We start from the raw sequence: 14573 nt of genomic DNA on the forward strand, positions 1-14573 counted from the left end.
CATTTCCCGGAGTAGCGCGGGACGGCACGTCCGGCATGGCATTATGAATAGTCTTCAATCTCTCCGCAGATGCAATTCCTGCATCAATGGCCAGTGACCGATCATATTCGGACACTGTTATTATGCGCTCTGCGAGCGGCGCTACCGCTCGCTCCAGAAATCGGAACAAGCGAGCCTTACGAGGCGAGACTCCCTCGGTAAAAGACCATCCGTGGGCAGTGAACAAGACAGGCACATTCAACCCAATTGAGGCGAGCCGACCCACAAGTCCGGCTTTTGCCGAATGAAGTGTAATGAGACTCGGATGCTCTCGCCGGAAAATCCGCCGCAGCTCTGCCACCGCGAGCGCATCCCTGGCCAGATGAATGGGCCGACTGAGATACTCACTCACAATATAAGGCACTTTCCGTTCTTCCAAGGCATCGCAGAAAGGGCCCTCTCCACCCACGACCACAGTCGCGTTGTGCCCTTGTTCATGGAGCCACGCAGCCATGTCCCGAACATGAATATGCGCCCCACCAAGCGTATCCGATCGAGTAATGCAATAGAGCAACTTCACAAGTACGCCTTCAAGTTAGAATGGGAAACAGGTATGCGCAGCTAATCGGTACCTGGGACACCGTCTTCCGCCCAGGCCTCGCAAGTAAGGCCACTCTCCAACCGAAGCCAGAGTCGGATCGTCGCAAATTTAGCGAACCCCGGGCAGCCTGGCACGCGCTAACCACCACCTACAACCTGCTGGTGCCGATAACGCCGCGCGATCTTCAGAAAAGACCGGGGAAACAAGGTTAGCACCGCAATGCTGAACGCGAGCTTGTACCGATGACACAGAATCGAGAGGCGTTTTATTGCCGTTGCACCAGTGCGGTCACCATTCAAACAAAACCCAGCCGCGGTGAAGAAGGCGATGCTGTCAAAAAGCCTTCGAATGCCGCGCTGCTGTTGTGGCGAGCCCGCCTGTTGCTGCATAAGTGCACAAAGATGCTGAAGAGATCCGGGGGGCTCGGTTTCCACAATCCCCTCCGCCCGATTCACCGCCTGCTGGTTATAGATGGCTGTGAAAACCGCCGCATGCGCCACTGGATAATTCAGCGCAAGATTGACCCAGACGATGATATCTTCACCGCGACGGACACCTTGCGGAAAGCCGCCAACAGAGTCGAGCGCATCGCGCCTGACAATCGCAGCCGATGAATTCACTAAAGAAAGCCCCTGCGCATAAGAGGAAAAAAAATCAGGAACAATGCCCTCCCAGCCGTTTGGAAATGTCGAGCGCGGGCGAAAGGTCCGGTTTTCGCGCTCAATCAGATGGGCCGTGGTCAATAGTGCAGCCGAGGGATATTCCGTCACGAGATGCCACGCCACTTGAAGATGATTCGGCAACCATCGATCATCTGCGTCGAGAAATGCCACATAGTCGCCGCTGGCATGCGTTACCCCAGTGTTACGAGCGACGCTCACGCCCTGGTTGGACTGACTAACCAAACGAACGCCACGGTCCGCGTAAGTGCTCACGATTGCCGGACCGTCATCCGTTGATCCATCATCGACAACAATGATTTCCAGCGGGCAGTGCGTCTGCTTCAATACACTGTCCAGGGTCTCACGGATATGTGGCCCTTTATTGTAGAGAGGTATTACTACTGAAAACATGCGCTATCTTCGGACTTGCAAACGGCGCCAGTTCTTCAGCATGCGCAGAAACAAGAGCAGGGTTTGCCCCAGGAGCGAGTGGCCTGTTGCGACTTGTGCTCGATAGCCTTCGAGCAGGCAGCCGAGAACGTCTTGACCACTTGCACCATTTTGGCTCTCAAAGCGGCCCGCCACGAACTCGTGATAGCTAACGGTGGCACCTGATCTAATCGCGCGGAGGATAAATAACTGATCTGCAGCGACAGGAAGTTGCCTGTCATAGTAACCATGTACCTGATGTAAAGTCCGACGTGTTGCAAGACCGACAGCGTGACTGCTTACATATGCAAACGGTCCATATAGCCATGACCACCGGAGCACCCTTGGTCCCCGCACCCCCCTACCCGACCGGATGCGCGAGGTAACGAAATCCGTACCCGCCTGAGAAATGGCCTTCTTGTAATTGGATACGGCGTCTTGAAAAAAGATATCGTCCGCACCGGCCACGAGGTAGTACTCCCCCGTAGCCTTACGAACCGCACGATTCAGCGCATCATAAATGCCAAAATCCGGCCTTGAGTCCACAACAACGCATGCGAGAGATGAGCTGGCTTCCGCCAACAAATCAAGTGTTTCATCTGTCGACCCACCGTCCGCCACCACCCACTCGAAATCCGGGTCCGTCTGGCTTAGAAGGGATTCGATCAGCTGCGGTAAGACACTCGCTGCGTTGTAAGTGGCTGTCACTATGCTCAGCGTAGGCATATGCGATCTGGAGTTCAGTTTTACTTGCTCAGTGGGCCGCAATGAGAACGGTACCAGGCATACGTTTGTGAAAGCCCATCTGACAGACTCACACACGCCTGCCAACCGAGTTTCTTTATACGCTCCACGTTAAGCAACTTCCTCGGCGCTCCGTCCGGGCGGCTGGCATCAAACCGCAGACGCCCCCGGAACCCAGTCACACTCGCAATCGTCTCCGCCAGTTCTCGGATGGTGCAGTCCCTCCCCGTCCCCACATTGATATGCGAGCACATGGCCGTGGTGTGGGACTCATAGGTCTCTCTGGGCAATTCCATCACGTGCACGCTGGCCGCTGCCATGTCATCGACATGCAAGAACTCCCGGCGTGGCACGCCGCTGCCCCAGATCAACACTTCGCCGTCGCCGCGCTCCTGCGCCTCATGAAAGCGGCGGATCAGTGCCGGGATCACGTGGCTGTTCTCGGGGTGGAAGTTGTCGTAGGGGCCGTAGAGGTTAGTGGGCATCACGCTGCGATAGTCGGTGCCATGCTGGCGATTGTAACTCTCGCACAGCTTGATGCCGGCGATCTTGGCGATGGCATAGGGCTCGTTTGTCGGTTCCAGCGGGCCGGTGAGCAACATCTCCTCGGCCATGGGCTGCGGCGCGTCGCGCGGGTAGATGCACGACGAGCCGAGGAAGAGAAGCCTACGCACGCCGGCCTGGAAGGCGGCATGGATAACGTTGGCCTCGATCATCAGGTTGTCGTAAATGAAATCGGCCGGATAGGTGTTGTTGGCGTGGATGCCCCCCACCTTGGCCGCCGCCAGATAGACCTGGTCGATGGACTGCTCTCGGAAGAAATCGTGCACCGCCCGCTGATCAAGCAGATCGAGTTCATCCCGTCCCCGCGTGATAATCGCCTCATGGCCTAGCGCTTGCAGACGGCGCACGATGGCCCGCCCCACCATCCCGCGATGGCCGGCGACGAAGACCCGCGGTTGTTCAACCATGGTTGTTTTCCAATGGCAGCGGCAGTTCCAGCCCGTGGGCCTTCAAGAGCGCATTGCGGCGGGCCGCCTTCAGATCCTCTTCCACCATCTCCCGGCACATCTGCTCCAGAGTGATCTCAGGCTCCCAGCCCAGCCGCTCCCGAGCCTTCGTGGGATCGCCCAGCAGCGTCTCCACCTCGGTCGGACGGAAGTAGCGCGGGTCGACGCGGACGATGACGTCACCCACCCGAACCCCCGGCGCGCACTCCACATCGGCCACAGCTTCAACCACCGCCACCTCATCGACTCCCTCGCCCTCGAAGCGCAGGGTGACGCCCAACGCGTCGGCGCTCATGCGCACGAACTCGCGCACCGAGCACTGGCGGCCGGTGGCGATGACGAAGTCCTCTGGCGCTTCCTGTTGGAGCATTAGCCATTGCACGCGCACATAATCGCGGGCATGACCCCAGTCTCGAAGGGCGTTCATGTTTCCCAGGTAGAGGCACGGTTCCAGGCCCTGGGCGATATTGGCCAGGCCGCGGGTGATCTTGCGGGTGACGAAGGTCTCACCCCGTCGCGGCGACTCGTGATTGAAGAGGATGCCATTGCAGGCATACAGGCCGTAGGCCTCGCGGTAGTTCACCGTAATCCAATAGGAATAGAGTTTGGCCACGGCGTAGGGGCTACGCGGATAGAAGGGCGTGGTCTCCCGCTGAGGTGTCTCCTGCACCAGACCGTACAGCTCCGAGGTGCTGGCCTGATAGAAGCGCACCTTCCTTTCCATTCCGAGCAGACGAATCGCCTCCAGCAGCCGCAGAGTACCGAGGGCGACGACATCGGCGGTGTACTCCGGTGACTCAAAACTGACCGCCACATGGCTCTGGGCTGCCAGGTTGTAGACCTCATCCGGCTGCACCTCCTGGAGGATACGGGTGAGATTGGAGGAGTCCGCTAGGTCTCCGTAGTGAAGGATTAGGTTCTGGCCTTCGACGTGTGGATCCTGGTAGATGTGGTCGATACGCTGGGTATTGAACGAGGAGGCGCGGCGCTTGATGCCGTGAACCTCATAGCCCTTCTCCAGTAGAAACTCGGCCAGGTAGGAGCCGTCCTGTCCGGTGATGCCGGTGATGAGTGCTTTTCTCAAATCAGTTGCCCTCAAAATCAATCAACCAAGATGGATCTGACCGCCTTGCAGACATTTGCCACACCAGGGTCCAGCCGCGTGTCTTGTACCGAGCAGTCCATAACATTCTGCACCGCCGCGGCGTCAGTGACTCGTCCGGACGGGCCGCATTCCTGTCGCGGCCCATCCACCTCCTCAATGGTGCCGCCCGTCGTCGCTTCAATCGCCTCTTGCACCTAGAACCCGCCCCCATTTCCCAGATTGAAGGCCGCGCTTCGGCCACCATCATCTGGGCAGTACAGCCACCGCGTGGAAATAACGAAGACTAACCGAGTGCAGACGATGTCCCCTTCGTCAGTTTATCCACATCGCCTTCACCATCCACCGCCAGTGCGGCCCCAGGGGTATTCATGTGCCCTGCACCTCCATCGCCTGCCGGTAGACGTCAAGATACTGCGGTACCACCACGTCGGGGGAAAAGCGCTCCACGGCACATTGACGGGCGGCCTGACGCAAGCCGCCGGTGGCACGCTGTTTCATTACCCAACGCACCCCTTGGGCAAAATCGACCGGGTCGAACGCTTGGGCCAGGTAGCCGTTGTGTTGATGGCTGACGATATCGGGCAATCCGCAAGTGTCAAATGCTATGACCGGCGTGCCGCAAGCTAGCGACTCAACACCCGTGTTGGGCAGATTGTCCTGCCGCGAAGGGATGGCGAGCAGGTCGGCGGCACTGTAGAGCAATCGCAGGCTGACATCGTCGTGGAGGTGGCCGATGTAGTGGATCGGAAAGCCGAGATCCACCGGCTCGCGCGGTGGAAGCTGACCGAAGACCACCAACTCCAGCCCATCCACCTCCCCCCGCAGGTGCGCCAACGCCGCCAGCAGCAGATCAAAGCCCTTGCGCGGATCGCACCCGCCGCCCATGGCACCGAACAGGAGCAACGGAACGTCCCGCGGAAGACCGAGTAGCTCACGGGCGACTGACGGCTCGACGGGTTGCCACTGGGCCGTGTCGATGACGTTGTGCACCACCGAGACGGGCCAATCGCTCATCAGGGCACTCTGGCGAACACAGTCGGCCAGCCACCGGCTAGGCGTGACCATATGCAGCGGATGCTCCCAGTGTATGCGCTTGCGCCTCCACGTCCAGCGGTTGAGGTCAAAGCCGGCCTCATGTCCGGGTCGATTATCGCGCCTGTACCCCACCCGCCAACGATCATCTTCGGTGTAGTGTTCAGCTCCGCAAAAGGCCCACATGTCGTGCAGAGTCCAAACCACTGGCTTGCGGATGCGGCCAATGTCCTTGATCGAGAGCATCTCGCCGGTGACCCAGTGCATATGGATCACGTCAGCGTCGCTGACATTGAGACGTCGAGGCCAACTGGAGGGCAAGACTGAGGGCGAATGGATAATGGGGTTGCCGGTGCGGAGGGTATAACGAAAGAGGCTGCCGACACGCCCGCGTACAGCGTTTCGTGCTTTTGCGCGTGCGGATGTTGGCCCCTCCACTGTCCAATCCCCTGCGACCGCGTTGTCGACATGCATGATTGAATCAACACCGGCGTCACGGAGGGCGTGGTGAATGCGATAGGCAGCACGGGCGGCACCGCCGCTGACGTCCGAGTAGTTGAGTTGAAAGGTACGCACTCGAATATCAGATCCGAAGCGCGTCAAACCAGTGCCTTCGATAACGGACCCGCAATTCGGCCAGGGAGATGCTGAGTGAAACGCCAAAGTCGTTTGGAACGTTCCTCAATCATTCGTGCGGCATCCAGATTCAAGTCACCCTGACGAACAAAGATTTGACCATATCCCACTTTGCCCTCGTCGACGAGACCCATCGCGCTCATCGCTTTATCCCATGAGAAACGGAAGTGAAACGTCTGTGGGAGGTGGCAAAGTATCACGGGTCGAAAGCAGTTGGCTGTTAGGTAACGGCCACCCGACTTGAGCGCCATCGCCGTTTCAGCCGCCAATGCCAACGGGTCTGGCACGTGCTCGAACACATCCGTGGCGATCAAAATGTCATAGTCTTTATCCAATCCCGGACTGTAGCGGACATTTCTTGTTCGTTCTGTCCGCGCAATAGCTGCTGGATGGGGATGGGGCTCGATGACCTCCACATCTGCGTCAGGGCAGGCTTCTCCAATCATTCTGGCCAAACCACCGAACCCACCACCGAAATCGGCGACTCGACGCGGATTCTGTTGGGCAACCCAATCGGTAAATTGTCTTCGGTTCTCAAGCGATTCTGGATCTTGCTCAATGAAAAGCCCGTTCAAAAGCCACACCGGATGCGAATAGTAGGCACCAATTCGATCATCCATCACCTCGGGGTCACAGTCCAAGTCACGCCATGGCTCGTCCATCACCTGCCAAACCTGCTCAAGGTTAGGAAAACCGCCAAATCGTTCGAAGACGCCGGCCAGCCATGACTGCTCATCAGCCGATATCAGCGCCAGGTCGTCCGGCGCAATCCATGGGGTCAAGTCAGTAATCAGGTTCGGCTCCGTTTCAATCGACGGTAGAGAAAGCCCGCCGCGCGACGGGGCACAGACCACGGGAATCGCTGAGCTTTGCCGCCAAAGGTGTGGTTGAAGACGTAGCGGTCGGCGGCTATATCTTGGGCGACTGCGTCCGGATGGACGAGTTCTCCCAATGGGGCTGTCGCCATCGCCGCCAACGGGCTATCAACAGATGCGGTATGGGTGGAATCCGGCCCGAATCCGATGTTGCTGACGAGGTTGACATTCGGGGTCGCGGTAAGCCCTCCCTTGTGCCAAACTGAAGCCGTCCAGGGATAGGCCCATGAATCGATCTCACCCGCCTGAACCCGGTCGAAAATTCGAGCCCAGTACCTTCGTTCGACAGGGTCTGGAGTCTTCTCAATCCAGTCGCCGGACTGAGACCACTCGCACCAAAAGGGGATTGTGCCTTCATAGAGCGCCCAGGCCCGCCGCCAAGTCGCCCAGCCCCAGCAATGGTTATACTTCGAAAAATAATACGACGCATCTCCGCGCTTTCGTCCGTTCTGGAAATTGTTCCCAGTTATCACCGATACATTTTCATCGTTAGCGTAATGTTCCAGTAATTCGACGCAGAGCAAGAAAAAATCCGGATGTGGCAAACAGTCATCTTCCAGGATGATCCCCTGCTCTTCATTCAAAAAAAACCAATCAATAGCGCCGCTCACCGCGTGCTTGCAGCCCAGATTCGTATCTCGAAACAAAGTCCTCACCTCGCACGGCCAGTCCACAGCCGTTGCGATCTCCCGCACTCGAGCGCACCGCTCCGAATCCTCCTGACGCCCTTCACGCGGACCGTCTGCCGCTACGTAAAGTCGAGACGGCCTCACACGTCGAATTGCCTCGAACACAAGAGAAGTAGTATCCGGACGGTTAAAAACAAGAAACAATATACCCGTGTTGAACGAATCCGGCAGAGAAGTCGGTGAAGTCATATTGTGCAAGTCACAGGAACGATCATTTCTGCCCACCACCTCAAGCGTAGTAACAATCGAGTGCAATGCGCCTTGCGGTACGGACCCACTGTCTAGAGCCAATCCACCCAACAATCAGGAGACAAAGCCGCATCACTTCGCACCAACTGGAGATAAAGCTGTACCCACACCGTTCCGACATCCTGATTAGCGAACGCGCTTCATTTATCGAGCTCCCGACATGGACCCTGATCAGCGGACCTTACAACTCGACGCTAAGATCGCCTATCCCGCCCACTCCGTTGACGTAGAGTACAACTTCTACTCTAGTAGCGGCACTTCATTCGATATACCTAATCCAGTCCGATTCAAATCCGTCCGGATACCACGCCATGGCCCGATGTCCAGCCCAATACCGCGGCGCGAGGAAACGCCCGTCGCTTCGTTCATCGTTCCGTTGCCTCGAAAACCACCCGCCCCACCAAGCAAATGAGCTGGCTGAAAGGATGCCATGGTCACACAAAGACATCAGCGCCAAATCCACGAACGGTGTATTATACGAGATATGAACATCCTGTTCGTGCTCGAACAAATCCTGCGCATAATATACGTCATCTGTCATAACTAAAAACCGTGGTTCGATCATCATTTCCCGCATTTCATTCATCGCGCGACGGTACCACCTCGCCCCGAGCACGGCGGGATACTCGCGACTCGGCCAACTGATATAGTCACCACGACGAATGTGCACAAAGATCAACTTGTGCCGTTCATCCTCAAGGTTCTGCCCACGAAGCCATTGCCTCGCCTCGCTCAACAATGCGGGCCTGATCCTCAATCGCGGAGTGATCTGTTCAATGATACTCCGATGTTGAAAATAAGACGTTTGTAAAAAATACAATCTAGGCATCAACCCAATGTTTTGTTGAATAGAGTATCCTGAACCATCGCGAACCTCCTGGATACAATTGACGAGCCTCATCTTTGCAAAAGAAGAAAATGATCTCTGAAGAAAGCCAATTGGCAGCCACTTAGGAAATCTACTGCGCTCAATGAACGAGGCTTCACAATCCAAAAGCAAGTTACCAAGATCTTCGCCGCCAAGAAATATCAATTTTTCGTCTGGATAGAGTTTTCTCAACGCTGCATACTGAAAGAGTTGGTTTCCCAGACGACCAGATTCAAACAGTATGATCACGCGCGATACCGAACAATTTGCCATTGGGGTGTGATCCCCGGCGCACAGGCTAAAATGTTCTGCCAGTTAAAGCGTTCCAAGGACTCCGAATATCGATCTAACCGTAATAGACGCCGGCCTGGCACAAGGCGATAGAACGTAAAGCGATGATCCCTCACCAAGAGATGCCAAAAATCTTTCACAAAGGTTCGTGAATCAATATTGCACCCACCAAATTCAAATGAAAGCGCTTTGATTCGTTGTTCGCTCAGCAGCCGTCTTGCTCCCTTAAGCGCTTCCAACTCATGCCCCTCCAGGTCCAACTTCAAATAATCGATTCTGTTGATTCCATGCTTCTTGGCGATCTGATCGAGAGTTGTTACGGGAACCGATACCGACTGTTCCATCGAACGCCCGACATGCGACACATCTCGCTGATAAAGGGAAGCGAGGCCGGTGCCCGCCTCATCAAAAAATAGAGGAAGACGGCTCTCCGTTGACCCCACTGCGGTGGGTTCCAACACGAGTTTTCGATTACCTTTGACCAACTCCTGCAAGGCCCCACGCAAACTCGGAGCCGGTTCGATCATAATGAGCTTCCCAATCTTCACCCCAGAGTCCACGACTGCGCGAGTGTAGTCGCCCCTGTTCGCGCCCGCATCGATAATCATTCCCCCCGAAATCTCTGATTCAATGAAGGAAGCGGCTAAGGCCGCTTCGTCTGCAACAGAGTACGATCCATACTCCAAACCCTTGATGCGGTCACAGAGCAATGACACCGCGGTTACAGCCTTTTCACTGCGGGCGACGAACCCGGACAAAATGTTAAACGTCGCTCTTGTTAACATACTAGATCTTCCGAAAATGATAAATTCCGAGCGCGTATCGAACGCCAGCAAGCCGCATGAAGTCCTCTTCGATAGACTCTGAACGAACGAGTTTCTGGTTCTGCAAGTAATGGAACTCCGAGATCATCAGACCGTGTCGTATCGCCTCATCGCGAATGGTTGCAGGTGCGAACACGCGGTGCGCGTTGAATTCCACTCGCTGCGCGCCAACAGGGACAGACAGCCATAGCCCTCCCCCTGATCGAACCAGGCTTGCCAACGACGAAAGGCCCTTTCTCCACCCTTCCACGTCAATGCCGTCTCCATAGCGACCTAACCCAAGGTGCTCCAAGGTATGCAAACAAGACACACAATCGGATATCTCAATGTAATCGTCGTGAGGCTTTGTAATATCCCATTGCGTGAAAAACACATTCTCGATCTTTGAAGAAAGTGGGCGAATATCGAAGATCTCTACAACCCGGACACATGCTAAGTGAGCTATGAAACCGTCGACCCGAGAACCAACGTCGACATGACGCATTGGCCCCTCGTCGATAATTCTCTTGGCGACGTAGAGGTCTTGCCAAAAGTACTCTCCTAGATTCGCGGACTCGTCGCCCCAATCCAGTAGAACCGGATAGAGTTCCATCGGCCAGTCTCGTGACCTCGAGGACTTTAGGAAAATCCTCCGTGCCTGGATGTAGCGCGGAAGCGCGATCAAAGAACGGAAGATTAGGTACGGATTGATCTGAATAGCCATGACGCATCTTAACAAGGCCTGTAGGCTGTCACGACTGCGCCGCATCCAACTCCATCTCTGAGACGCTGGTACTTTGGACATTCTACTTCCTTCCCATCAAACGCAAAACACTACGCAGGCCACTCTTGAAACCTCGCCCATATCTATGGGGACCATTCATCCACTCGTATGTTGCTCGCGTCTGCATATGCTTACGAAATATCAACTCTTTTGGTGTTAGAAAAATCACATCATTCCAAATGATCATATCAAAATTTTTTGGCAATACAGCCATGATATCAGTCAGAGATGGCCAAACCTCATAGTTATGCGGAGCTGGGGGTGGCGCCATGAATAAACGCGCATCGTCTATCATGATGGCAAATTTACTTAGGTTAGAGCTTAATATTAGCTCCAACTCTTCGATTATGGGGCACTCGTCTTGTTCGCCGTAGGTTTCTCCACCACTCCAGTGGGCATCCAGCCAGAACAGAATCTCGTCTTCGGACTGAAGGATAGTTCGCAGGTTTGTCCTTGTATCACCGAGGAGCATTTGAACATTAGCGATGCCAGCCAAGTTTCGCATGGATTCTTCATACATTTGGCGCGACTTCTCGATCGTATATACTTTTTCAAAAAGTCCACTCAATAACTTCGTAGTACCACCTCTATAAGTACCGCCTTCAACAGCGACACGGAGACCCATGGTATCGCGAAGATACGTTGCTTCTTCGATAGGAATACCAGAATTCACAATACCCATGATCTTCTCCGTAGTAGTGATCCGCAGGTAATGGTCGATCGTAACATTAACATCGTGTTCATTCTTGTTCTTCTGTAAAGTATATCGATTAAAATAATCGTTATTGCGAATGACAATAGACTTGCGAAGGTTGCACCCATTGCACCGTATTCGGGTATCAACAGATAATTTAACAATATATTGAAAATGGTACCGACGATCATAGTGACGGCGGAGTAAGTTAGTAAATTCTCACTCAGCAAGAAGATTCCGCGAGGCACTCCAATATGCGCAAAGAATAGTCGCAGCGTCATTAGGGCGAGCACAGGAGCGGCCCCGACATAATCGGCACCAAAGAGTAGGCTCACGATCGGATAGGAGAGTATTGCGATTGGCAACGCGATCGAGATTGCCACTAGCGCATTTAGCTTGTAGAAAGCGGACAGCTTGGTTAGATAGCTTTCGTTCGAGATGTCCTTGGCCCCGATTATTGTTGGCGTAAATGTACTCTTTAGTATCAATGCACTGACGGCGGCCGTCTCAATTATCCGTAACGCAACGCTGTATTGCGCCACCTCATAGTCGCCGACCATTTGACCCAGCATGACTTGGTCTATTCGTGCCTGGACCATCAGCACCATTCCGGACAACAGTAACGGCCAGCTATCGCACAACAGCCTCTTCGCCCGCGCAAGTGTTGCGTACAGGTGCTGCAACTTCGGGCCACGAAGACCGAGTATTACAAACAACACTGCTGCCACCACCAGTGCCTCGGCCATCATGGCCCACGCAAAGGTGACTAGCGGGGCATTGTTCAGAATCAAGGCAATCTTAATGGCCGAAAAGATCATGAACGCGCTATTTTGCACCCAAACTGTGTACTTGGATTGCACCTGAGATTCAAACCAGTACACTGCCACATCCGACGCCTTGAAAAGCGTCACCGCACCAAGAATTGCTACCAGTATCTTAGCTAGCGTGTCCTCAGGCCTAAGCCAAAAGATGAAACCAAGGATCAAGCCATAGGCAATGAGGCCCCCGATCAATTGCAGCACAGCGGCAGTGCCCAGAGTTTCTTCCTTGCACGCCGGATCCCGCACGATGTCGCGCACGACAATGCCCTGTAAGCCAAGGCCAGCGATCGCGCCGAACAGGCCGACGAGCGCCATAGCAAAGCTAAGTAGACCGAATTGGTCTGGCCCCAGATAACGCGCAATCCAAACGCCGACGAACAGCCCTACGCCCATCCGCAAGAACTTGTCGAAAAACAACCAACCGATATTATCGACAATCTTGACCAGATTCGGTCGATGCGCGATGCGACGGTGAATAAAGGCGGGGATGAGGTTCAAGACGGTGATCTACACTTGAACTGCGACGGAGAGGGGCGGTGTAGCGAAAACCACCCAGCCGAGGAAGCACAGGTGAGTACGCGGCTCTTCGAAACCCAGGACGGTATAGACGGTATTGAGGTGGGGAGTTGTTTCAACCACTTCCGGGTTGGCCAGTACGCTCATGAACGGCATGATGGAAGCGACACCCACTACCTCCAGCAGCGCCATCACCGTGATCATGCAGAGCAACAGACCCACGGCGTCGTTCTGCAGGAGAGAGCAGGTCAAGAATCTTTCGTGGAACATCCAGTGCCACCGCTCACGAATCCCCTCCGGATCGTGCAGCGGCTTCCATCTCGGCTCTCAACGACTCGATCTCGGCGCGGATTGACTTGTATTCCGCCTCGCGGCGCGCAAGGTAGCGGCGGGTGACGTTAAGCTTTTCCCGAATGCCTGATGGGGTGAGCTTGTAGAGGTAGCCCAGCTTGTGGTTGGAGCGGCGGAAGTTGCCCGCCTTCACGAAGCCCCTCTCGATCAGGCCACGCAACAGGTAATGTGCCTTGCCGACCGATACCCCTAGCGCATCCGCCAGTTCGCGCTGGCTGATGTCCGGGTTGTCCTGCAGCATGCGCAGGACCCGGTAGTGGGCTTCGTCGTGGGTCAAGAGGGGGTCGGTAAGCGGGTTTCGGGCAGGCTACCGCAGGGATATACCACCCGGTATAGCCCTGCGTTCACATTTTGAACGCAGGGAATTTGAACATGAAAGCCTTAGGAATGAAAGGGTTCTGGGCTGCAGCCATGGGCCTTGTCATTGGGGTTTGGCGCTTGTCAGTTGGGGGGGTGCATTTCGTTAATCTGATGGCAAATCCGCCGGTTACGGACTCTGCGGTCACGATGAGAGGGGCATAGGCCCTCTCATGCTCATCCCCGAGCGAGGGAGTTTTCCCGACGAGTGGATAATCAGTTGTCAGTTGTCAGTTGTCAGTTGTCAGTTGTCAGTTGGATGGCCGCTTGGGGATGGGGAGTTTCCCTTGGCTTTGGTGGTTCCGATTGACTTTAAGTACGCAGAAGGATCTTTTTTTGGCGCAGATATTGACCGATCCCGAAGACTTCATGGATTGCGATGCAATCCATGGGGTCTACCGGCGCGGATGGATGACGCCGTACGCGTATTTGCGCGTCAACGTGGAATCTGATGGACGCGCAGGCCCGGCACCTTTTTAAAATCGCCATCGCCCGTCACGAAGGCGCCTTCCGGGTCGACCGCGAGCAGGGACGCGGCCTGGATAGCGTCGGGTGTGCGCAGGCCATGGTGCGCACGCAGCTCCGTTGCCTTGTCCAGAACGGCCGTATCCAGCGCGATGACCGACAACCCCGGGTCGCCGAAAAACGCATCCAGTTGATCAAGAACCCGGGTGTTCGATTCGCGCAGCGGGCGCACGCGGCATTCCAGCCGGCTCAACGAGGACACCGCCAGCGCCGGAGGGACGTCGCCCTGCTCCAGATCTCTGAGCACCTGGCGAACCGCCTCTCGGGTACGGGTATCGCCCTCCAGCAGGTAGATGATGGCACTGGCATCCAAGAACGCCAGCATCAACCGGACCAGCCTTCGCGCTCCGATTGCAATTCGCGGTCCAGATCCTCCCGGCTTCGGGGCGCGACTGGCGTTGCATCGTCTTCCAGCAACCGACGCCACAGCCGTCCCCGGACTTCGACACCCGCCGCCAAACGCTGGTAGGACTCCTCGCTCAGGATCACGTAACGCGGACGATTGCGCTGGATCACGTGCACCGGCCCCTTCTCCAGCGCAATCGTCCGCGT

General features: G+C 55.6%; 17 protein-coding genes. All 17 read right to left on the reverse strand.

Annotation, left to right across the window (positions count from 1 at the left end; genetic code table 11):
* Window positions 1-493 (reverse strand): glycosyltransferase (locus B1C78_RS17370; protein ID WP_139349855.1); only part of this gene is annotated, 493 nt, incomplete at its 3' end.
* 224 nt (window positions 494-717) lie between these two features.
* A complete protein-coding gene (locus B1C78_RS08715; protein ID WP_077278779.1) occupies window positions 718-1653 on the reverse strand; it encodes a glycosyltransferase family 2 protein in 936 nt (311 codons plus the stop codon).
* A gap of 3 nt (window positions 1654-1656) precedes the next feature.
* Window positions 1657-2397, reverse strand: coding sequence for a glycosyltransferase (locus B1C78_RS18050; protein ID WP_077278780.1), 741 nt, complete (start codon window positions 2395-2397; stop codon window positions 1657-1659).
* Between the two features lie 20 nt (window positions 2398-2417).
* On the reverse strand, window positions 2418-3386 hold the full coding sequence (fcl, locus tag B1C78_RS08725) for a GDP-L-fucose synthase (RefSeq protein WP_077278781.1): 969 nt from the start codon (window positions 3384-3386) through the stop codon (window positions 2418-2420).
* Window positions 3379-4509, reverse strand: coding sequence for a GDP-mannose 4,6-dehydratase (gene gmd / locus B1C78_RS08730; protein WP_077278782.1), 1131 nt, complete (start codon window positions 4507-4509; stop codon window positions 3379-3381). The genes fcl and gmd overlap by 8 nt, the downstream gene beginning before the upstream one ends.
* A 387-nt stretch (window positions 4510-4896) precedes the next feature.
* Window positions 4897-6138, reverse strand: a complete 1242-nt coding sequence (locus B1C78_RS08735) for a glycosyltransferase family 4 protein (protein WP_077278783.1) — start codon at window positions 6136-6138, stop codon at window positions 4897-4899.
* Window positions 6139-6161: 23 nt separating this feature from the next.
* Window positions 6162-6980 carry a class I SAM-dependent methyltransferase gene (locus B1C78_RS08740; protein WP_077278784.1) on the reverse strand — a complete coding sequence of 273 codons (819 nt, stop codon included), beginning with the start codon at window positions 6978-6980 and terminating at the stop codon, window positions 6162-6164.
* Between the two features lie 8 nt (window positions 6981-6988).
* Entirely contained in the window at window positions 6989-7720 is a 732-nt protein-coding gene (locus tag B1C78_RS08745) for a glycosyltransferase family 2 protein (protein ID WP_245795379.1), read from the reverse strand.
* Between the two features lie 550 nt (window positions 7721-8270).
* Entirely contained in the window at window positions 8271-9128 is an 858-nt protein-coding gene (locus tag B1C78_RS08750) for an alpha-1,2-fucosyltransferase (protein ID WP_175628261.1), read from the reverse strand.
* The gene (locus B1C78_RS08755; RefSeq protein WP_139349856.1) at window positions 9125-10006 is read right to left on the reverse strand and encodes an FkbM family methyltransferase; all 882 of its coding nucleotides are present in this window, start codon (window positions 10004-10006) and stop codon (window positions 9125-9127) included. Before B1C78_RS08755 ends, B1C78_RS08750 begins: the two co-directional genes overlap by 4 nt.
* Window positions 9957-10586 carry a DUF268 domain-containing protein gene (locus B1C78_RS08760; RefSeq protein WP_175628262.1) on the reverse strand — a complete coding sequence of 210 codons (630 nt, stop codon included), beginning with the start codon at window positions 10584-10586 and terminating at the stop codon, window positions 9957-9959. Before B1C78_RS08760 ends, B1C78_RS08755 begins: the two co-directional genes overlap by 50 nt.
* 193 nt (window positions 10587-10779) lie before the next feature.
* Window positions 10780-11439: a hypothetical protein gene (locus tag B1C78_RS17375; protein ID WP_139349857.1), complete on the reverse strand. Its 660-nt coding sequence runs from the start codon at window positions 11437-11439 to the stop codon at window positions 10780-10782.
* The gene (locus B1C78_RS08765) at window positions 11427-12770 is read right to left on the reverse strand and encodes a flippase (RefSeq protein ID WP_077278789.1); all 1344 of its coding nucleotides are present in this window, start codon (window positions 12768-12770) and stop codon (window positions 11427-11429) included. The genes B1C78_RS17375 and B1C78_RS08765 overlap by 13 nt, the downstream gene beginning before the upstream one ends.
* 9 nt (window positions 12771-12779) lie before the next feature.
* On the reverse strand, window positions 12780-13040 hold the full coding sequence (locus B1C78_RS17825; RefSeq protein WP_425443967.1) for a hypothetical protein: 261 nt from the start codon (window positions 13038-13040) through the stop codon (window positions 12780-12782).
* A 31-nt stretch (window positions 13041-13071) separates the two neighbouring features.
* Window positions 13072-13416 (reverse strand): MarR family EPS-associated transcriptional regulator, encoded by a 345-nt coding sequence (locus tag B1C78_RS08775; protein ID WP_139349858.1) that lies wholly within the window; start codon window positions 13414-13416, stop codon window positions 13072-13074.
* Window positions 13417-13932: 516 nt separating this feature from the next.
* Window positions 13933-14346: a type II toxin-antitoxin system VapC family toxin gene (locus tag B1C78_RS08785; RefSeq protein ID WP_077278791.1), complete on the reverse strand. Its 414-nt coding sequence runs from the start codon at window positions 14344-14346 to the stop codon at window positions 13933-13935.
* Complete coding sequence (locus B1C78_RS08790; RefSeq protein ID WP_077278793.1) at window positions 14346-14564, reverse strand: prevent-host-death protein; 219 nt, start codon at window positions 14562-14564, stop codon at window positions 14346-14348. The genes B1C78_RS08785 and B1C78_RS08790 overlap by 1 nt, the downstream gene beginning before the upstream one ends.
* Window positions 14565-14573: the final 9 nt, after the last annotated feature.

It is taken from the genome of Thioalkalivibrio denitrificans (genome assembly GCF_002000365.1).
In the GTDB taxonomy this organism is placed as follows: domain Bacteria; phylum Pseudomonadota; class Gammaproteobacteria; order Ectothiorhodospirales; family Ectothiorhodospiraceae; genus Thioalkalivibrio_A; species Thioalkalivibrio_A denitrificans.